This is a genomic window from Buttiauxella sp. WJP83 (assembly GCF_027594725.1).
Taxonomy (GTDB): Bacteria; Pseudomonadota; Gammaproteobacteria; order Enterobacterales; family Enterobacteriaceae; genus Buttiauxella; species Buttiauxella selenatireducens.
In genome coordinates this window covers 845,685-866,354 of sequence record NZ_CP110080.1, presented here as the reverse complement: position 1 = coordinate 866,354, position 20,670 = coordinate 845,685, and the positions used below count along the sequence as shown (strand labels likewise).

The window sequence follows — 20,670 nt, the reverse complement described above, 5'->3', positions numbered from 1 at the left end:
TAATGTTGTTTGCATGGATTACCGATCCTAATGCGTGGATGGCGCTGGGCACTCTGACGATTCTGGAAATCGTTCTGGGTATCGACAATATCATTTTTCTCTCGTTAGTCGTGGCGAAACTGCCAAAAGCTCAACAGGCCAAAGCGCGCCGTTTGGGTCTGGGTGCCGCGATGATTATGCGTCTGGCGTTGTTGGCGTCTATCGCCTGGATGACACATTTGGTTCATCCACTGTTTAGCATCATGGGCCATGATTTCTCTGCGCGAGACCTTATTTTGTCATTGGGTGGCCTGTTCTTAATCTGGAAGGCCAGCAAAGAGATCCACGAATCCATTGAAGGGGAAGAAGAGAGCATAAAAACCAACGTTCACTCTTTCTTTGGCGCGATCGTGCAAATCATGCTACTGGATATTATTTTCAGCCTCGATTCAGTCATTACCGCCGTCGGCCTGTCCGACCATCTTTTCATCATGATGGCAGCCGTGGTTATTGCCGTGTTGGTGATGATGTTCGCGGCAAAATCGATTGGTGATTTTGTGGAGCGTCACCCGTCGGTGAAAATGTTGGCGTTGTCATTCCTGTTACTGGTCGGCTTTACCTTGATTCTTGAAGGCTTCGATATTCACGTGCCGAAAGGTTACATCTACTTTGCGATGTTCTTCTCAATCGCCGTAGAAACACTGAACCTTATCCGTAACAAAAAGAACCCGCTGTAACCCACGCAGGGGAAGCATTCACGCTTCCCCTCTGTTTCTTTTAAGAATTTGCTGCTTATCATCATCATCAAATCTAGTTATTACTAGACTGTATATGTCACTCCATACCACTCGAGGCGAATAACGATGAAAAAATGGGCTGTTCTTATTTCCGCTGTCGGTCTGGCATTTGCGGTTTCTGGTTGTAGTAGCGATTACGTGATGGCAACCAAAGATGGTCGTATGATCCTGACTGACGGTAAACCCAAAGTCGATGACGACACTGGCTTAGTCAGCTACCGTGATCAGCAAGGCAACGAGATGCAGATCAATCGCGACGATGTTTCACAAATCATTGAACGCTAAAATATAAAGGTCAGCACCTGGCTGGCCTGTAACACTTTTCTTCACTTCCCCTCTTCCGCTTTTGCCTCCCCTCTGCCATGTTTATAGTCCATTTTTTGTTGGGCGCATGCCTGACCGTCAGACTGAATAATAAGGAAAGCGGCTATGCACTATCACCGTATCCCCCACAGCTCTCTTGAAATAAGTACGCTAGGGCTGGGAACCATGACGTTTGGTGAGCAAAATAGCGAAGCCGACGCGCATGAACAGCTGGATTACGCAGTCCATCAGGGAGTTAACCTCATTGATGTCGCTGAAATGTACCCGGTCCCGCCACGCCCGGAGACACAAGGACTCACCGAAACCTATGTCGGCAACTGGCTAAAACAGCGCGCTAATCGCGAGAAACTGATTATTGCCACCAAGGTCAGCGGCCCAAGCCGCAATAACGACGCAGGCATTCGACCGAATCAGATACTGGATCGTAGAAATATTCGTGATGCTCTGGATGCCAGTTTGAAGCGTCTGCAAACCGACTATATCGATCTCTATCAAGTTCACTGGCCGCAACGCGCCACTAACTGTTTTGGCAAACTGGGTTATACGTGGACTGATAATGCCGTGCCGGTCACGCTGCTTGAAACACTTGAAGCACTCACTGAGTTTCAGCGCGCCGGGAAAATTCGTTACATCGGTGTTTCCAACGAGACTCCGTGGGGTGTGATGCGTTATCTGCAATTGGCAGAGAAGCATGATTTACCGCGTATCGTCACCATCCAGAACCCGTACAGTCTGGTAAACCGTAGCTTTGAAGTGGGTCTGGCAGAAATTACTCAGCGTGAAGGCGTGGAGTTGTTGGCCTATTCTTGCCTGGGGTTTGGTACTCTGACCGGCAAATACCTCAACGGTGCAAAACCTGCTGGTGCGCGCAATACCCTGTTCAGCCGTTTCACCCGTTACAGCGGTGAGCAAACGCAGCTAGCGGTTGCCGCTTATGTCGATGTTGCGAAGCGACACAATCTCGACCCGGCGCAAATGGCACTGGCTTTTGTCCGTCGCCAACCGTTTGTCGCCAGCACGCTATTAGGTGCAACCACGCTTGAGCAACTGAAAACCAACCTTGAGAGCCTGCATTTAGATTTGAGTGAAGATGTGCTTGAAGAGCTGGAAGCCGTGAATCGTATTTATACCTATCCAGCACCGTAATGTGGGATTCGCTCTCCTGGTGGACGTGATACTTTGCCTGTATCGGAAAGGTTCCGTTCACCCCAAGTCTCTCGTTATATGCAGCCACCGAACCGGTGAACGTCAACGTCAAAACCTAAGGTCAAAAGCCGAAGCGGTTTTGACCTTGTTCCCGGTATAAATTGCCCCAGTGTTCCCCATAAGTCAGGGTGGCGTGGTCTGGAACCACGCCAGTGAGCGATCGCCGGGAGCGAATCGCGAACGACCCTGAACGTTGGGGATAAGCTGGGGTTTACCGCGCAGCGGCAATTTAAAACCGGGCGCCGAGGTCGCCAGGAGGGTGGCGTAACCCTCCTGGCACGTTCACCGTTAGCAACGGTTACAGGGATAATCAACCGCACGGGTGAACGGAAAACAGCGAAACTTACAGGTCTCCCTTACAGACTCTCTGAGCGGAGGAGGAAACACCCTATTTCTGACGAATCTGCCAAACCCACAACCCACCGATAGCCAGCGCAAACACCGCCCCGAAGCCAATGCCAATACCGACAATCGGCGCACCGGTTTTTACCGCCAGCGAGTAAAGCCCCAACATCAGCAACATCGCGGTATTTTCACCGAGATTCTGCACCGCAATGGCATTCCCCGCGCCAACCGAATGTTTGCCTCTCTCCTGAAGAAGTGCGTTAAGCGGAACAACGAAGAACCCGCCCAAAACACCAATCAGCACGAGCAGCATGTAAGACGGCAGCAACGCGTTTTGCATGGCAAAGAACAAAACGCCAACGCCGATCAAAATCCCCGCTGGCATGCATCGTGCCACCGTTTTAAGTGTCACCAGTTTTGCCGCAGCCCCCGCGCCAACCACGATGCCCACTGCAACCATGGCATTCAGATACGTTGGCGTTGCGTTATCGGTGATTCCCAGCGCCACCGGCACCCATAAAACCAGTAAGAAACGCAACGTCACGCCCGCGCCCCAGAACAAACTGGTGCCGACTAGCGAGAAGCGCGTTTCGCCGTTTAACCAAAGTGTACGGCAAGCGTTGAAGAAACTGCGGGTCATCGGGGTAAAGCGCCAGGACTGCCCAGGACGGGCTGGCGCAAGTTTCGGAATAAAAATATTCGCCACGACCGCCCCGGCATACACCAGCACACAGACGCCAAGTGCCGCAACGATATGCCAATCAGCCAGCACGCCACCCGCCATAGAACCCAGCAGAATGGCAGCAATGGTAGATGATTCCATCAGGCCATTTGCCTTCACCAGACGGTCGCCGGTCGTTAACTCACCAAGAATTCCGTATTTAGCCGGTGAATACGTCGCAGCACCTATCCCCACCAGCGTGTAACCGATAAAGGGATTGAGCCCAAAACAGATGACCGCCGCGCCGATTAGCTTAAGACTGTTGGCAAACATCATCACTCGTCCTTTGGCAAAGCTATCAGCCACCTGACCGACAAAGGGAGCAAATAAAATGTAAGCGCCGACAAACACCATCTGCAAAACGGGCTGACTCCAGTCGGGATAGAACTGCTGCTTCAATACCGCCAGGGTGGCAAACAGTAATGCGTTATCACCAAACGCCGATAAAAATTGCGCACAGGTGACGGCCATCATGCCCCTGGACCAAATGGAGGTATCGTTCACGGCGCTATCACGCATGCTTTGTCTCCAGTTGGTCTACCAGTGCTTTCAGGCTGACAAAATCAGGTTTACCACTGCCCAACACAGGTAACTGTTTCAGGAAGCGGATATCTCGTGGGACAACCAACTCAGGCACACCATGGGCGCGAGCATATTGCAGCAGTTTTTCTCGATTGAGTTCGTTATCCGTGGTGTACATCACCAATGCTTCACCTTTCGCCGCATCCGTTTTGATAACGGTTGCATGCATTTTCTCTGGTGAAACACCCAGCGCCAGTTGCTCGACCATTTCCAGCGAAACCATTTCACCCGCAATTTTGGCGAAGCGTTTAGCGCGCCCCTGAATCACACAAAAACCGTGCTCATCGAAACTGACGATATCACCGGTGTCATACCAACCCGCTTCCACTTCGCCCTGCGCATTTTCAGCACTCGGCGCTTCCAGCACGCCTGGGTTTTCGACTCGCAGATAGCCTTTCATGATGTTCGGCCCTTTCAGTTGCAACCGCCCACCGTTTTCAATACCGGGTACCGCCATTAGACGCGCATCCATCGCGGGCAAAATACGCCCCACAGTGCCTACTTTTGCCGCCATAGGGACATTAATTGAAACGACTGGCGCGCATTCCGTCACGCCATAACCTTCCAGAATACGCAGGCCAAATTTATCCTGCCAAAGCTGCTTAGTGCTTTCCTGAAGCTTTTCTGCTCCCGCAACCACGTAACGCAGACGGTAGAAGTCATATGGATTGGCGAAACGTGCATAGTTGCCAAGGAAGGTCGAAGTGCCAAACAGCACCGTGCAATTACGGTCATAAACCAATTCCGGCACAATGCGGTAATGCAGCGGGCTTGGATAGAGGAATACTTCTGCCCCCGTGAGTAGCGGGGTAAATAAGCCGACTGTCAGACCAAACGAGTGGAACAGCGGCAGCGCCGACATAAAGCGGTCGTTGGCGGTAAAATCCGCGATAGTACGAATTTGCTCAACGTTCGCCAGTAAGCTTTTGTGGCTGTGCACCACACCTTTGGGATTTCCTTCCGAGCCGGATGTAAATAACACCATCGCCGCATCTTCGGGTTGCTGTTTAACCTGTGCCAGGCGCGGCATAAATAAGTGACTGAAAATCCAAATTTTATCGGCGAGCGTCACATCGGCTTTTAAATCTTCCAGAAACACCCAACGTACCTGTGAAAGTTGCTCTGGCAAATGCCATAACTTGCCTTTGTCGAGAAACTGGCGGGAGGTGAAAATGGTTTTGAGTTGCGCGGCCGTAATCGCGCTGGTCAGTCCTTTTACACCCGAGGTGTAGTTCATCATCGCCGGAATGCGTCCGCGCGAAGAAGCACCAAAAATCACCGCCGCGCTGATTGCCGCATTCGGCAACATCAGGCCAATCGTTTCACCAGGAGCGGTGTATTTATTCAAAATACGCCCGACAAACAGCGTTTTGGTCAGCAAACTGCGGTAGGTGTCGGGTTTGAAATTAATGTCTTCGATGCAGTTTTTGCGCTCACCATAACGATATTGCGCGGCGAGTAACGCTTCGTATAACGTCTCTCTTGGGCGCACAGCCATACGCGCTTCCATCATTATTTGATGCAGCATTTCTCCGGCCATTTTGCGGCGTTCACGCGCACGTGGCGCATCCGGCATCGGAAGCGAAGTCGGTGGCAGAATATGCAGGCTGATGCGTGGAAATAAGCGGCGTTTGACTAACCCTTTCAGGCGGCTAAAGAACGTCAGTTCAGCACCATCAATACGAATCGGAATAACCGTCGCATTCGATTTAGCAGCGACAAACCCGGCCCCTTCATAGATTTTCATCAAAGAACCGGTCACCGAGATACGTCCTTCCGGGAAAATAACCACCGGACGGCCCTGCTCAACCAGACGCACCAGATGCTTAATCGACATCGGTTTGGTGGGGTCCAGCGGCACAAAATCAATCAGCGATTTAAGCCTGCGCATATACCACTGCTGGCTAATGGAAGAATAGACGGCAAACACCGGGCGGCCCGGTAAAAATAGCGCTAATAAAATTCCGTCAATGAAGGATACGTGATTGGGGACGATCAGAGTGCGCGATTGGGAAAGAACGTTTTGATCGCCATAAAGTCGTACTCTGAACAAAATACGAAATAGCGTCCGGAAAAAACCAAATAGCATAGCAACTCCCTTTGTCGTGAATAAGCCGCAGACAGTTAAGTGTAATGCCTGCAGATTACATGAGTAACATTAAAGGAGCGATAGTGTGTGTGAATGTAAGGTCTGAAAAAAAGGCAAAAAAAACCTGCGCATCTGCGCAGGTTGGTGCAAAAGAATTGTACTTAACAACGTACCGAGAATTCTCACCAATCAATACCTCTGGGATTTGAATTGTGGCGCACTCTTAGCAGGCTCACCAGTGAGAAAAAGCAAGGGAATTAGCGGAAAGTGCAACCAGGTGTTTAAAACATCTTTTCCTGTTACAGGCTGGTGAATTTTGGGCAAAAAAAACCTGCGCATCCGCGCAGGTTGGTGTAATTCATGTGATCAGCATTAGATGCTGACATCACCTATCAATACCTCTGGGACTTCAAATGTAGCAGTGGCTTGTGAGTTTTCGCCATTTCGAAATAGCAACAGCGCGATGCAAACTGTAAGCAAAGATTTGGCCTGAAATCATTAAAAATCCAGAACATGCCTTTTAATGCCGCTGCGCTTGAATTTCAAGGCTACAAAAGTGTAACGATTACACTAAAAATGGCTGCATTTTGCCTTGGTTTGCGATGTGAACTACAGTTGCGCCCTTGAAGTAGCGCGCCTTTTCCGTAACACTTAAAATTGTGTAAACGCTTACCCACTCAGGAACACTTTCGATGGCGACCATAAAGGATGTAGCAAAACTGGCAGGCGTTTCTGTCGCCACGGTGTCTCGTGTCATTAATGATTCACCGAAAGCCAGCGATGCGTCGCGTCAGGCTGTGACCAGCGCGATGGAAGAACTTAACTACCATCCCAACGCTAACGCGAGAGCCCTTGCCCAGCAAACCACTGAAACCATTGGCTTGATTGTGGGAGATGTGTCCGACCCCTTCTTCGGCGCGATGGTCAAAGCCGTCGAGCAAGTGGCCTATCGTACCGGCAACTTTTTGTTGATCGGTAACGGCTATCACAACGAACAAAAAGAACGTCAGGCTATTGAGCAGCTTATTCGCCATCGTTGCGCAGCCCTGGTGGTACATGCAAAAAAAATCCCTGATAGCGAATTGATTTCATTAATGAAACAGATGCCAGGCATGGTCGTTATCAACCGTATTCTTCCCGGTTTCGAAAAACGATGTGTGGCTCTGGATGACCGTTACGGCGCGTGGCTTGCGACGCGTCATTTGATTCAGCAAGGCCATACCAAAATTGGCTATCTTTGTTCCAACCACCAGATTTCAGATGCCGAAGACCGTTTGCAAGGTTATTACGACGCGCTGACTGAACACGGTTTACCAGTCAACGATCGGTTAGTGACTTATGGCGAGCCCGACGAAAGCGGTGGTGAGCAAGCAATGACGGAGCTGCTTGGGCGCGGCCGGCATTTCAGTGCGGTGGCGTGTTACAACGATTCCATGGCCGCCGGGGCAATGGGTGTACTCAACGATAACGGCATTGATGTTCCGAAAGAGATTTCATTGATTGGCTTCGATGATGTATTGATTTCACGTTATGTCCGACCTCGTCTGACCACCGTTCGTTATCCGATAATCACCATGGCTGCGCAAGCTGCAGAATTAGCGCTGGCACTGGCCGAAAAACGTGAATTGCCGGAAATAACCAATATGTTTAGCCCAACACTGGTGCGCCGACATTCGGTAATTTCACATTCTGAAGAGTGATGTTTAAAGAATAAAACGGTACATGTGAACGGGTTTATTCGGATAATCCAGCCCGTCACCGATGTACTGCCAGCCAAAACGCTCGTAGTAATCTTTGCAGGCAGAATAGAGATAAAGTTGTGGATAGCCGAGCGTGCGGGCGTATTGGATAACGTGTTCCTGAAGTTTTGCTCCGAGCCCGCGCCCACGCTGGTTTTCATCGATATATAACGCAGCAAGCCACGGATAGAGATCCTGCCGACTGATCAAATCGCAGCGCCACAGTCCCACCGTCCCCAGCAATTTCGCCCCTTCTACAGCAACAAATGTCAGCGGCATTTCTCCTTCTCGCTGGCTTGTTGCGACAATCGAGGCGAAAAAGTCACGGCTGTCTTCAGTGCCGAACGCCTGCCACTGCCAGTCAATGACTTGCTGTGCATGCTGAGGTACGGCGTAAAGCGGCAGGATTTTCACATTAACTTTCCCTGGAAAATAGGGACCGACTCGAAAAGATAGCCGTCAAAATCCGGCGCATCAGAATCAGACTGCTCCAGCAGGCTGTTTTTGACGTTTTCTAAGTGTTGCCACATCGCCTGCCACGACCCCATCACATCACGGCGGCGCAGAGCCGCCAGTATTGTTTGCAGGTCGCCAAGCCATTTCAGGCGATAGCTACGAGAGTCAATATTCGCGCGTAACTTCTGCCACATCGGGCTGCTATCAAGATGACGCCAGATACTCTCAACCGTCGCCAGCAACATCTGGTTTTGCGAAGCGCCTGCCAAAACCAAATGAAACATCTTGCAGTTATCCTGACTAAGGTCGTTTATCGCGATGGCTCGCTGTTCTTGCTCAAGGATACGTTTGAGATTATCGATGTCGGCTTTGGTCGCCATTTTTGCGGCAAATGCCGCAATGTTACTTTCCAGGAGTTGGCGCGCTTGTAGCATTTCAAACGGGCCAATATCGCTACTGAAAAAGGCTTCTTCTTCCGCTTCGTTTTCTGCCGGAACACGCGTGACGTACACTCCCGAGCCCTGGCGAATATCCACCGTGCCTTGTAACTCAAGCATCAGCAAAGCTTCACGAACAATGGTGCGGCTGACACCATAAGTCTCAGCAATATTACGTTCGGGCGGCAAACGTGAGCCAACCGGATACAAACCCTGCATAATTTGTGCGCGCAGATCCTCACCAATTTCCTGGTATTGTTTTTTCTCTGGCGAAATCACTACCTTGTCCACAATATCACCCGCATTGTTGATTCTCAGCGGCATAGTGTTCTGCCGCTGATTAATATCCGTTAGCTTATCAAACTATCCATCTGAAAAGATTATTTCCATTCATCATCAATATCGAGCTGTAGGACTCGAGACTCACTCAGCGCCCGATACCAATGGGCCGATTTTTTCGCACGACGCTCGCGGTTGTTTTGCAGGTTGATTTCAATCAGACCATAGCGGTTTTTGAACGCATTCATGGGTGAAACGTTATCTGTAAACGCCCACAGCATGTAACCCTGGCAGTTTGCACCATCTTCGCGTGCACGCAGTGTCTGGTACAGATGTTCACTGATAAACGCAATGCGATAGTCATCTTCAATCACACCGTCTGCATTGCGGAACTGCGCTTCATTTTCCGTCCCCATGCCGCTCTCTGCGACAAACCAGGAAATATTGCGGTACTCGTTTTTAATCCGCATCGCCATGTCGTAAATAATGCGCGGATAAATTTCCCAGCCCCGTGACGTATTCATGCGCCGCCCAGGCAGTTCAAACGGTTCGTAGTAATAGGCGGGATGGAAAGGTGTTTCTGGATTCCACGCACGCGACGGCGCTTTAACACGGTGCGGGTAATACAGATTGATCCCCAATTCATCGACCGTGTTTTCACGGATGATCGCCAGCTCTTCTTCCGTGTAATCCCACTCCACATGGTGTTTTTCCAGCAGTTCAATCAGTTGTTGCGGGTATTCACCGTGCACCAAAGGGTCTAAAAAAACGCGGTTGTAGAACAGATCGTAAATCTGCGCGGCTTGCTGATCGTGTGCCGCACTGGATCGCGCATAGGTGACTTCCGGGTTGAGAATGCAACCAACAGTCCCGCGATAACCTTTCTCGCGGAACAGTTTCACGACTTTCGCCGTGGCGAGGATTTTATGGTGATTCCACTGCATCCACTTATGGGTGTTTTGCTCATACGGCCAGCGCAAAGCATCCAGATACACGCGCGTTTGCACCACAATCGGTTCGTTGAAGGTAAACCAGCGATTCACCTTGTGGGCGTAACGGGCAAAGACTTTTTCCGCATACAGCACATATAGCTCAACGACTTTTTTCGATGCCCAGCCGCCGTAGTTTTCGAATAGCGTGGCAGGCAATTCGTAGTGTTCGAGGCAGATCATCGGTTCAATACCGGTACTCAGCATTTCGTCGAAAAGATTATCGTAATACTGCGCGTAATCTTCATCGATGATGCCATTTTCGTAATCGGTGAAAAAACGTGACCAGTTGATTGAGGTGCGATAGTGCGTCAGTCCTGCCTGTTTCATCAGCCACACGTCTTCGCGGTATCGGTTAATGAAATCCGTCGCGACTGCCGGGCCATAACCGTTGTGCCAGACGTGTCGGTCGTTTTTGTACCAGGCATCAAGCCAGGAATCCTGCCCTTCTTTTTTGCCGCTCCAACCTTCAGTTTGCCAGGCCGAAGCCGCAGCACCGAGAATAAAATCTTTTGGAATGGTGACTTTTACGTTGCTCATGCCTTCCTCACGCGTTATTGGCAATTTGTTGCTGTTCAGCCTGCAACTGCGCCTGTTCAGCACGGCGAGAGGCAATTTTCACAAACGGCAGGTAAATCAGAACGGAAACCAGAATGCAGCCCAATTGCGTGACGACTGCGCCCATAGAACCCGCAGTGGAAAGCCAGGCGTTAATCAATGGCGGTGTCGTCCACGGCACCATGACGACCGCTTTCCCCGCAAAACCCATCACCGTTGCGAAATATCCAATAGTCCCGGTGACCAGCGGCGTGATGATGAAAGGAATAGCCAAAATTGGATTTAGCATAATCGGCATACCAAAAATCACCGGTTCGTTAATATTGAAGATCCCCGGCCCAAAAGAGAGTTTTGCTATCTCTTTCATTTCTTTGCGTTTAGTCGCGATCATGACTGCAATCAGTAACCCGATGGTTAAACCCGAGCCGCCAATACTCATGTACACATCCCAGAAAGGCATGGTGATGATGTTGGGGATCTCTTTGCCCTGCTCAAACGCACTCATGTTGACGGTTATCGCCCCGAGCAACAGCGGTTCGCGGATAGGTTTAATCATCTGGTTGCCGTGAATACCGATAACCCAGAAAAGCTGCGCGACAAACATCAACAACAGGATACCCGGCAGGCTTTGTACCACTTTTTCCAGCGGTTGCTGCACCACCTGATACACCGCGTCATACAGATACATCCCGGTGGTTTGGTGGAAGATAAAGCCAAATGTCGCAATTGCCGTGACGGTAATAATTGAAGGGATTAGCGCTGAGAATGAAGCGGAAACATTCGGTGGAACCGTGTCGGGCATCTTTATCTTCAGCCCTTCGCGCTTTTCCAGCCAGCAGTAAACTTCAACCGACAAAATGGCAATAAACATGCCGAGGAACAGGCTGCGAGTGTCAGAAAACTGGCGTGCCAGAATGTCTTTCACCATATGCATTTGCCCATCGACCATCATTTCAATGGTGGTCGGCGTGACGCAAATAAAACAAATGACCGCCAGTAAACCGGGAAACAGGCTTTTAATACCGTTAATTCGCCCCAGTTCTATGCCAATCAGAAAGACGGCACCAATGTTCAGGAAGTTAAGTGTGGCGTAGTTAATCGCCGCGGTAATCGGTTTTAGTTGTGCAAGAAATGACAATGCGGAAAAGCTGGCGAGGCCGTTTTTCGGGTCCAACACCATGTTTGAAATCAGTACCGAAAATGCCCCGACAATAATCACTGGCATCAGGGTGATGAACGAGGCTTTGATTGCCATGATGTAACGGTAGCTGTTGAATTTAGTCGCAAAACTCCCCAGCGAATCAATTAACTTTTCCTGCAATGCCATAGGGTATACCTCAGTTATGTCGTTTTTTATTATTTAGGGCGATGGATAACTAACGATACCCGAGTGACTTCAAGTTGCAGCCAGGCGGCAATCGAATGAATCCCGATGAGCTTACTCAAGTAAGTGATTCGGGTGAATGAAAGCAGCCAACACCCCTGCATCTTTGAAGTCGACGGGTATTTTTGGTATACCAAAAATAGAACCAACTCCTTAACATTTCTGTGATAAAAGTCCCAGGTTGCTATATTGGAATTCCAATACCAACCAATTTCATCATTTTGGTATACCAAAAAGCGACACGAGAAGTATGACGGGGAAAAAGCGTGATCCGGTACGACAAATGGCATAACGAAGCCGCAAGCCCGATGTTTCACCTTCGCAGCATGGTAAACTAGCGAAATTATGCGACCGCGCCGCAAGCGTCTTAATCAGGAATGAATTGATGGTCACAATGCTGGATGTCGCGCTACGCGCAGGCGTTTCCAAAGCAACGGTATCTCGCGTGCTCAATGGAATTGGACAAGTTAAAGAGAGCACGCGCGAGCAGGTTTTTAACGCCATGGAAGAGTTAGGTTACCGGCCTAATTTTTTGGCGCGATCGCTTGCGAATCGCAGCAGCAATAGCGTGGGTCTGGTGGTATCGACTTTTGATGGCTTTTACTTTGGCCGCTTACTACGGCAAGCCTCACGTCAGACTGAAGCATGGGGAAAACAGCTGATTGTCACCGACGGGCACGATACGCCGCAAAAGGAGCTCGAAGCCGTCCAAATGCTGGTCGATCGTCACTGCGATGCCATCGTGCTGTACACCCGTTTTATGAATGAACGCACGTTGCTTTCGCTCATGAACAGCATCAAGGTGCCGCTGGTCGTGATTAACCGGGATATCAGCCTTGCCCGGGATCGCTGCGTTTTCTTTGAGCAACAGGATGCCGCCTTTAAAGCGACCGACTATTTAATTCAGCAAGGGCATCGTGAGATTGCCTGCATTACGGTGCCGATCTCTACGCCAACCGGCCAGGCCCGATTAATGGGTTATCGGAAAGCGCTGCAAAAACATGGTATTGCCTATAGCGAAGATCGCGTCAAATACGGCGATTCCACCATGACACTCGGCCACAAGCTGTGTCAGGAATTACTCGAAAGCCGCGTGCCATTTACCGCGTTGTTTGCCTGCAACGACGATATGGCGCTAGGTGCGTCAAAAGCGCTGCATCAGGCAGGCCGGCGGATACCGCAGGATATTTCGTTGTTTGGTTTTGATGATGCGCCGAGCGCGCAGTGGCTGGAGCCTGCACTGTCCAGCGTTTATTTGCCAATCGATAGCATGATTACCACGGCCATTGATCAGGCGATAAAACTGGCAAACGGCGAACCGATCGAAGCGATTCCACCGTTTGTTGGCAAGCTGGTGTTGCGTGAGTCAGTAGAGCCTGGGCCTTATTACAGTTCCAGTGCTAACAACTCCTGAATAGTCTGGCGACGGCGAATCAGCCGCGCCTCGCCTTTATCAAACAGTACTTCAGGAAGCAGCGGGCGGCTGTTGTAGTTGGACGACATGGACGCGCCGTACGCGCCGGTATCATGCAGCACCAGATAGTCGCCGACCTGCACTGGCGGTAACTTGCGTGTTTCCACTTTGCCGCCTTCTTGCTGGGTAAACACATCACCCGATTCACACAATGGCCCGGCAACGACGGTTTCGACCCATGGTTGCGCCTCCAGATCACGCCCATCGCCCGCCAAAGCAGAAATATGGTGGTAGCTGCCATACATTGAAGGGCGCATCAAATCGTTAAAACCGGCGTCAATCAGCACAAAGTGGCGTGACCCCATATTTTTAACGGAACGGACCTGAGCCACCAGCACGCCCGATTCTGCTACCAGGAAACGGCCTGGTTCAATTTCGAGTTTTACCGGATGCCCCAGGCGATGAGCTATTTTTTCACGCGCCGCGTTCCACAGGCCGTAATAGTGATCGGTATCGATGGTTTCTTCGCCTTCGCGATAAGGAATCGACAAACCGCCGCCCGCTGAAATCGCCTCCAAATCCTGCCCGAAATCAATCACCTGTTGCACCATCGCGCCACAAACACGTTCCAGATGACCGTAATCAACGCCAGAACCAATGTGCATATGAATGCCGACTAATTGCAGTTTGTAGCGTTGGATAACTTCCAGCGCCTGCGGTAAATCCGCGTGCCAAATCCCGTGCTTGCTATTCTCGCCACCGGTGTTGGTTTTCTGGCTATGCCCATGACCAAAACCTGGGTTAACGCGCAGCCACACGCGATGCCCTGGCGAGACTTCGCCCAGCTGCTGCAACATATCCACGGAACCGGCGTTGACCGGAATTTGCTGCTCAGCCACCAGTTCAAGCGTCGGTTGGTCAATCATATCGGCGGTGAATACGATGTCATCGGGGTTTTCCAACGGCTTATATCCTGCCGCCAACGCACGTTCAATTTCGCCCTGCGATACCGAATCAACCTTCACACCCTGCTCGCGCATCAAGCGCAAAATATGAATATTCGAACAGGCCTTTTGGGCAAAACGAATGACATCAAACTGGCGCAACTGGGCAATCTGTTGGCGAATAATATCCGCGTCGTAAACCCAGACCGGGCAACCAAATTCCGCAGGCAGTGTCAGTAAATTTTGCGCGTTCAAAGCAGTGTTGGTGTTATTCAGTGGGCGTGGCATGACGAGCTCCGATAATCATTCATTTTCTTCATTACGCCATAGAGTGAGATGGAGAAAAAATATCGATTTCTCGCAAGTCTATTCATATATGATATGGATAAAGGAGACAATCATGCCCTCAATTACCTTACGCCATATCGAAATTTTCCACGCCGTCATGACCGCCGGTAATCTCACCGAGGCCGCAGGGCTGTTGCATACCTCGCAGCCTACCGTCAGTCGTGAACTGGCAAGGTTTGAGAAGCTGATTGGTCTGCGATTGTTCGAGCGCAGTCGCGGGCGGCTACATCCCACAGTTCAGGGTTTACGGCTATTTGAAGAGGTGCAGCGATCCTGGTACGGGCTGGATAGAATTTTGAGTGCCGCTGAAAGCCTGCGTGAGTTCCGCCAGGGCGAACTGTCGATTGCCTGCCTGCCGGTGTTTTCGCAATCTTTCCTGCCGGTATTAGTCCAACCGTTTCTGGCGCGTTATCCAGAATTAAGCCTGAATATTGTGCCGCAAGAATCCCCGTTGTTGGAGGAGTGGTTGTCTGCTCAGCGCCACGATCTTGGGTTGACCGAAAATACGGTCACGCCCGCCGGAACGGAACGCCAAACCTTGCTGACACTCAACGAAGTCTGCGTACTGCCAACCGGGCACCGCCTTGCGGATAAAAAAGTGCTTACGCCACAAGATTTCGCAGGGGAAAACTACATCAGTTTGTCGCGTACCGACAGCTATCGCCAGCTACTGGATTCGCTGTTTCAGGAGCACGACGTTAAACGACGGATGGTGATGGAAACACACAGCGCGGCGTCCGTGTGTGCGATGGTGAGGGCGGGTGTCGGTGTCTCCGTGGTCAATCCTTTGACCGCACTGGATTATGCTTCGAGTGGCGTTGTCGCACGGCGCTTTAGCGTGGCGGTACCGTTTACCGTAAGCCTGATCAGGCCGCTGCACCGGCCTGCTTCCGCGCTCGTCAGCGCGTTTAGCGAACATCTGCAAAACAGTATGCAAATCTACCTCGAACCGCTGAGTACGCTGCTTGACGCCTGAGTTACTGCTCGGTTGCAGGTTGTTGATGCCCGGTGCCATTGCTGAAGTTAATCAGGCAAATAATCAGCCCGATAGCCGCAAGCCCAGCCGCTGCAACCGGAACGGCAGTGAGGCCGAAACCGTGGGCAATCACGGAGCCACCTACCCATGCGCCTAGCGCATTGCCCACATTAAATGCAGCAATGTTGAGCGTGGAGACCAGATTAGGCGCATCTTTGCCGTGAAGCACGACGTTGATTTGCAGCGCAGGAACGGTCGCAAACGCCGCCATCGCCCAGAGAAACAGCGTGATTTCCGCAAGCCACATGCCATGGCTGGTCCAGTGGAACAGCAACGAGAAGAGAGCAATCAGGCTAAAGCTCAGGATCAAGCTGAAGGAAACGCGCCAGTCAGCCAGGCGTCCACCAAGGATATTCCCGACGGTTAAACCCGCGCCAATCAGGAACAAAGTCCAGCTCACGCCCTGATGCGTTACTCCCGTGACCTGTAGCAGCATTGGCGCAATATAACTAAACAGGGCAAACATCGCAGCGGCAAAAAACACCGTCATAGAAAGAGAAAGCCACAGTTTGCCATTCGCCAGCGCGCTGACTTCGCGTTTCAGGTCGGTAGGCGTCTCTTCCTTTTGCGCAGGTAAACTGACAATCAGCGCCACAAATGCCACAACGCCGATAATCGCCACGCCCCAGAACGTCGAACGCCATCCGAACAACTGCCCGAACCAGGTGCCAATCGGCACGCCCAACACATTCGCTAATGTCAGGCCGGTAAACATCAACGCCACAGCCGAAGCTTTGCGATTTGGCGCGACCAGACTTGCCGCCACCACCGCGCCAATGCCGAAGAAGGCGCCGTGGCACAATGCCGTAATAATGCGAGCCAGCATCAGGAACGAGTAATTCAGCGCCAGCGCACACAGAATGTTACCGACAATAAAAATCACCATCAGCAGAATCAGCGAAAGTTTACGCGGCAATCGTGCCGTCAGTAACGCCATGATCGGTGCGCCGATGGCCACCCCGAGCGCGTAGCCGCTAATCAGCCAGCCGGCCGAGGGAATAGAAATCGCCAGATCCCCCGCAACATCGGGCAGCAGGCCCATAATAACGAACTCCGTCGTGCCGATGGCAAACGCACTCATCGCCAGCGCGAGTAAGGAAACAGGCATGGAATAACTCCAGGTTGCAAATAACAAAAGGCGGGAGAGCGAAGCTCAACCGCCAGATTTCGGGGATGTCAGAGGTGCAGCTTGTATGAAAAACTGTGCGCTGCTTAACAAATTTATAACACACAAAACGCAGGAGGTGACCCGGCGAGCGCTAAGGATACTCTGCTTTATCCATTAACCATTTGAACTTTAAAATAAAAAAAAGACTACTCTGCCAACATGAAATTAACTGCATCAGCCGCATGAATAGCCGCTGTATCGAATACCGGTAGCGTGCAATCTTGCTGAGTAAGCAGCAAACCGATTTCAGTGCAGCCAAAAATCACACCCTGCGCACCCTGCCCCTGCAGTTCCTCGATCACCTGCTGATAAAAGTGCTTAGACTCGGCAGTGATTTTTCCCAGGCACAGTTCTTCGAAGATTATCTGATTAATACGCAAACGCTGTTCTTCATTTGGGATCAACGATTCAATACCGAACTCGGCATGCAGGCGGCCCCGGTAGAAATCCTGCTCCATGGTGTAACGTGTGCCCAGTAGCGCAACACGCTGTACATTTTGCGCGGTGATGGCGCGCCCTGTTGCATCGGCGATATGCAAGAACGGCAGCGTGCAACGTGACTCAATGTGGTGTGCCACTTTGTGCATGGTGTTGGTACAAAGTACGATGCCCTCGGCACCGGCTTTTTGCAGGCCGAGCGCCGCTTGTGCCAGCATATCGCCTGCTAAATCCCACTCACCACTGGCCTGACACGCTTCGATTTCATGGAAATCCACGCTGTGCAGCACGATTTTGGCCGAGTGCAACCCACCTAAGCGCTGCTTAATCCCTTCATTTATCAAACGATAATAGGGGATTGTCGATTCCCAACTCATCCCACCCAGCAGACCGATTGTTTTCATCACGTGCCACCTGTTCATATTTATTTCATTGGTTATATCAGAGAGATGACGCAATGCGAAAGCGTGATCGGCACGACAAAACGCCGGAACCAACTATCGCAAAGGAATTTTTCAGGATACGATTATTTAAATGAAACGTCGTTTCACATGATAAGGAATCGAGAAATGTTCACTTTTATTAAAGATACTCAATTGGAAGATTTAGGTGCGGGCGTCAGCCGCCGCATTCTCGCGCACGACGGTAAAATGATGGCGGTGCAGGTTAACTTTGAAAAAGGTGCCATCGGCCCGATGCATAATCACCCGCATGAGCAGTTAACGTATGTGCTGTCTGGCGAATTTGAATTCACTATCGGTGAAGAAACCCAGCGCGTTAGCGCAGGCGACACCCTGTATAAAGAACCTCACGTGATGCACGGTTGCGTTTGCCTTGCCGCAGGCACGCTGTTGGATACCTTTACCCCAATACGTGAAGACTTCCTGAAGAAATAATTGCTGAATGAACTGCTCTGAACAGACGCGAAAGTCGGGAGCAGTTCATCACTGTAATAAATATATTAGGTTGCTAATAATACCGGCAACACTCAAACCTTTCCTTCCGTAATCTCTTTCTCCCTATTCATTATTTAATTTCAGCATAAATATAAGACACTCCAGCCTGCATTTAACAAAAGCCCCTCTCCGTTAATATTTACACACGAAACAAATAAGAAAACCTCATTATTGATAAAACAATAACAACATGATTTATATGATTATTTAAACAATAAAATCATTGCCCTCTTCTGCAACTCTCGCCAATCCATAAGAAATTTATTCATCACTCATTCGTTCCTATACCCTGACTTATTTTAGGTCATTTTTTAGCCGCAAAGAGAAAAACGCCACATGCATCAAACAATCGAAACAGCGTTTCGACTTTGATCACATTTCCATGATTAATCGAATGACTCATTTACAAATAGTAATAAGATTATTTAAAACAATGTTTCACAAATCAGGAACCACGGTTCGCATGTTTATGAAATCTGTACATCCCCCACAGAAACCAAAAACAGGCAACGGTGATTTAACACTTAATTATCAATCAATTATCAGGGAATGAATATGATATCTACGCCAACCGCTTTCCGACCCAGCCGTATGGATTTACGGGTGAGGCAATGAGTTTCAAGAACAATTTTGTAAAAACAATTTTTAAACCATTGATCGCCAGGTAGGTATGTATGAATGAAAACAAAATGCTGGGATTGGCATGGATATCGCCCTACATAATTGGGCTGCTTATCTTTACTGCCTTCCCGTTTGTTTCATCTTTCTTCCTCAGTTTTACTGAGTACGATTTGATGAACCCGCCGGTGTTCACCGGTATTGAAAACTATCGCTACATGTTGACCGAAGATTCACTCTTCTGGAAATCCATGGGCGTGACGTTTGCGTACGTGTTTTTAACTATCCCGTTAAAACTCGCTTTCGCACTGGGTATCGCCTTTGTTCTGAACTTTAAACTGCGCGGCATCGGCTTCTTCCGTACTGCGTATTACATCCCATCCATTCTGGGTAGCTCGGTAGCAATCGCAGTTTTATGGCGTGCACTGTTTGCCATCGACGGACTGCTCAACAGCTTTATCGGCGTGTTTGGTTTGGACCCGGTGAACTGGCTGGGCGAGCCTTCTCTGGCCCTGATGTCCGTTACGCTACTGCGTGTCTGGCAGTTCGGTTCTGCCATGGTCATCTTCCTTGCCGCGTTGCAAAACGTTCCGCAATCACAGTATGAAGCGGCAATGATCGACGGTGCGTCTAAATGGCAGATGTTTATGAAAGTCACGGTGCCTTTGATTACACCGGTTATTTTCTTCAACTTCATTATGCAGACCACGCAGGCGTTCCAGGAGTTTACCGCACCGTACATCATTACCGGTGGCGGCCCGACTCACTACACCTACTTGTTCTCACTCTACATCTACGACACCGCGTTCAAATACTTCGATATGGGTTATGGCGCAGCACTGGCGTGGGTTCTGTTCCTGGTCGTGGCGGTCTTTGCCTCCATCGCCTTTAAGTCATCGAAATACTGGGTGTTCTACTCCGCAGATAAGGGAGGCAAAAATGGCTGATATTTCAAATAACCAGCTCGGGTCTACAAGCCAGACAGATTTGGCCGAGCAAGAAGTCGCACGTACGTTACGTCGCGAAAAAATCAGCCGTACCATCCGCTATGTGGTGCTGATATTTGTTGGTCTGTTAATGCTCTACCCGCTGGTGTGGATGTTCTCTGCGGCATTTAAACCGAACCACGAGATCTTCACCACTCTGGGTCTGTGGCCGTCAAACCCAACCAGCGACGGTTTCGTCAACGGCTGGAAAACCGGTACTGAGTACACCTTTGGTCACTACATGTGGAACACCATGCAGTATGTGATTCCAAAGGTTCTGCTGACCATTATCTCTTCAACGATTGTCGCTTACGGCTTCGCCCGTTTCGAAATCCCGTTCAAGAAGTTTTGGTTCGCAACGCTGATTACTACCATGCTGCTGCCAAACACCGTGCTGTTAATCCCGCAATACCTGATGTTCCGTGAAATGGGCATGTTGAATAGCTACCTGCCGCTGTGGCTGCCAATGGCGTTCGCAACCCAAGGGTTCTTTGTCTTCATGTTGATCCAGTTCCTGCGTGGTGTTCCACGCGATATGGAAGAAGCCGCGCAAATTGATGGCTGCAACTCCTTCCAGGTGCTGTGGTATGTGGTCGTGCCGATTCTGAAACCGGCCATTATCTCCGTCGCCCTGTTCCAGTTCATGTGGTCAATGAACGACTTCATCGGGCCGCTGATTTATGTGTACAGCGTAGACAAATACCCAATTGCACTGGCGCTCAAAATGTCTATCGACGTGACGGAAGGCGCTCCATGGAACGAAATTCTGGCAATGGCGAGCATCTCCATTCTGCCATCGATCATCATCTTCTTCCTGGCTCAACGCTACTTCGTACAAGGCGTGACCAGCAGCGGAATTAAAGGTTAAGTGAGGGAA

At 50.3% G+C, this 20,670-nt stretch carries 18 protein-coding genes; 9 read left to right on the top strand and 9 right to left on the bottom strand.

The window, feature by feature from the left end; genetic code table 11:
• The first annotated feature begins 2 nt into the window (after nt 1-2).
• From OH773_RS03985 to OH773_RS03975, 3 genes are all read left to right on the top strand, one after another.
• Nucleotides 3-716 carry a TerC family protein gene (locus OH773_RS03985; protein WP_270143235.1) on the top strand — a complete coding sequence of 238 codons (714 nt, stop codon included), beginning with the start codon at nt 3-5 and terminating at the stop codon, nt 714-716.
• A gap of 126 nt (nt 717-842) precedes the next feature.
• Nucleotides 843-1,061 carry a YgdI/YgdR family lipoprotein gene (locus OH773_RS03980; protein WP_064543789.1) on the top strand — a complete coding sequence of 73 codons (219 nt, stop codon included), beginning with the start codon at nt 843-845 and terminating at the stop codon, nt 1,059-1,061.
• A gap of 144 nt (nt 1,062-1,205) precedes the next feature.
• The gene (locus OH773_RS03975) at nt 1,206-2,246 is read left to right on the top strand and encodes an NADP(H)-dependent aldo-keto reductase (RefSeq protein WP_270143231.1); all 1,041 of its coding nucleotides are present in this window, start codon (nt 1,206-1,208) and stop codon (nt 2,244-2,246) included.
• 448 nt (nt 2,247-2,694) lie between these two features.
• Here the strand turns inward: OH773_RS03975 and lplT are convergent, their stop codons facing one another.
• Both lplT and aas read right to left on the bottom strand, forming a co-directional pair.
• The gene (gene lplT, locus OH773_RS03970) at nt 2,695-3,891 is read right to left on the bottom strand and encodes a lysophospholipid transporter LplT (protein ID WP_270143229.1); all 1,197 of its coding nucleotides are present in this window, start codon (nt 3,889-3,891) and stop codon (nt 2,695-2,697) included.
• Complete coding sequence (aas, locus tag OH773_RS03965; RefSeq protein WP_270143227.1) at nt 3,884-6,043, bottom strand: bifunctional acyl-ACP--phospholipid O-acyltransferase/long-chain-fatty-acid--ACP ligase; 2,160 nt, start codon at nt 6,041-6,043, stop codon at nt 3,884-3,886. Before aas ends, lplT begins: the two co-directional genes overlap by 8 nt.
• A 692-nt stretch (nt 6,044-6,735) precedes the next feature.
• Here aas and galR point away from each other — a divergent pair.
• Nucleotides 6,736-7,743: an HTH-type transcriptional regulator GalR gene (galR, locus tag OH773_RS03960; protein ID WP_270143225.1), complete on the top strand. Its 1,008-nt coding sequence runs from the start codon at nt 6,736-6,738 to the stop codon at nt 7,741-7,743.
• Nucleotides 7,744-7,746: 3 nt separating this feature from the next.
• Here galR and OH773_RS03955 read toward each other — a convergent pair whose 3' ends face one another.
• The 4 genes from OH773_RS03955 to OH773_RS03940 are packed head-to-tail and all read right to left on the bottom strand — an operon-like array spanning nt 7,747 to nt 11,828.
• Nucleotides 7,747-8,196 carry a GNAT family N-acetyltransferase gene (locus OH773_RS03955; protein ID WP_270143222.1) on the bottom strand — a complete coding sequence of 150 codons (450 nt, stop codon included), beginning with the start codon at nt 8,194-8,196 and terminating at the stop codon, nt 7,747-7,749.
• Nucleotides 8,193-8,999: an FCD domain-containing protein gene (locus OH773_RS03950; protein ID WP_442865647.1), complete on the bottom strand. Its 807-nt coding sequence runs from the start codon at nt 8,997-8,999 to the stop codon at nt 8,193-8,195. Before OH773_RS03950 ends, OH773_RS03955 begins: the two co-directional genes overlap by 4 nt.
• Nucleotides 9,000-9,055: 56 nt before the next feature.
• Nucleotides 9,056-10,483, bottom strand: a complete 1,428-nt coding sequence (locus OH773_RS03945; protein WP_270143220.1) for a glycoside hydrolase family 1 protein — start codon at nt 10,481-10,483, stop codon at nt 9,056-9,058.
• Nucleotides 10,484-10,490: 7 nt separating this feature from the next.
• On the bottom strand, nt 10,491-11,828 hold the full coding sequence (locus OH773_RS03940) for a PTS sugar transporter subunit IIC (protein WP_183270493.1): 1,338 nt from the start codon (nt 11,826-11,828) through the stop codon (nt 10,491-10,493).
• Between the two features lie 442 nt (nt 11,829-12,270).
• On the opposite strand from OH773_RS03940, the gene OH773_RS03935 reads away from it, so the two are divergent.
• Complete coding sequence (locus OH773_RS03935; protein WP_270143217.1) at nt 12,271-13,299, top strand: LacI family DNA-binding transcriptional regulator; 1,029 nt, start codon at nt 12,271-12,273, stop codon at nt 13,297-13,299.
• On the opposite strand, the gene lysA is transcribed toward OH773_RS03935, so the two are convergent.
• Nucleotides 13,272-14,531: a diaminopimelate decarboxylase gene (gene lysA, locus OH773_RS03930; protein ID WP_270143215.1), complete on the bottom strand. Its 1,260-nt coding sequence runs from the start codon at nt 14,529-14,531 to the stop codon at nt 13,272-13,274. The two genes, OH773_RS03935 and lysA, sit on opposite strands and share 28 nt — an antisense overlap.
• A gap of 112 nt (nt 14,532-14,643) precedes the next feature.
• On the opposite strand from lysA, the gene OH773_RS03925 reads away from it, so the two are divergent.
• Complete coding sequence (locus tag OH773_RS03925) at nt 14,644-15,567, top strand: LysR family transcriptional regulator (protein ID WP_270143213.1); 924 nt, start codon at nt 14,644-14,646, stop codon at nt 15,565-15,567.
• A 1-nt stretch (nt 15,568) separates the two neighbouring features.
• Here OH773_RS03925 and OH773_RS03920 read toward each other — a convergent pair whose 3' ends face one another.
• Nucleotides 15,569-16,735 (bottom strand): MFS transporter, encoded by a 1,167-nt coding sequence (locus OH773_RS03920; protein WP_270143211.1) that lies wholly within the window; start codon nt 16,733-16,735, stop codon nt 15,569-15,571.
• A 206-nt stretch (nt 16,736-16,941) separates the two neighbouring features.
• Entirely contained in the window at nt 16,942-17,637 is a 696-nt protein-coding gene (locus OH773_RS03915) for an aspartate/glutamate racemase (RefSeq protein ID WP_270143209.1), read from the bottom strand.
• Nucleotides 17,638-17,802: 165 nt separating this feature from the next.
• On the opposite strand from OH773_RS03915, the gene OH773_RS03910 reads away from it, so the two are divergent.
• From OH773_RS03910 to OH773_RS03900, 3 genes are all read left to right on the top strand, one after another.
• Nucleotides 17,803-18,129, top strand: coding sequence for a cupin domain-containing protein (locus OH773_RS03910; protein WP_183270499.1), 327 nt, complete (start codon nt 17,803-17,805; stop codon nt 18,127-18,129).
• Between the two features lie 734 nt (nt 18,130-18,863).
• Complete coding sequence (locus OH773_RS03905; protein ID WP_183270500.1) at nt 18,864-19,754, top strand: carbohydrate ABC transporter permease; 891 nt, start codon at nt 18,864-18,866, stop codon at nt 19,752-19,754.
• Nucleotides 19,747-20,661: a carbohydrate ABC transporter permease gene (locus OH773_RS03900; protein ID WP_270143206.1), complete on the top strand. Its 915-nt coding sequence runs from the start codon at nt 19,747-19,749 to the stop codon at nt 20,659-20,661. Before OH773_RS03905 ends, OH773_RS03900 begins: the two co-directional genes overlap by 8 nt.
• Nucleotides 20,662-20,670: the final 9 nt, after the last annotated feature.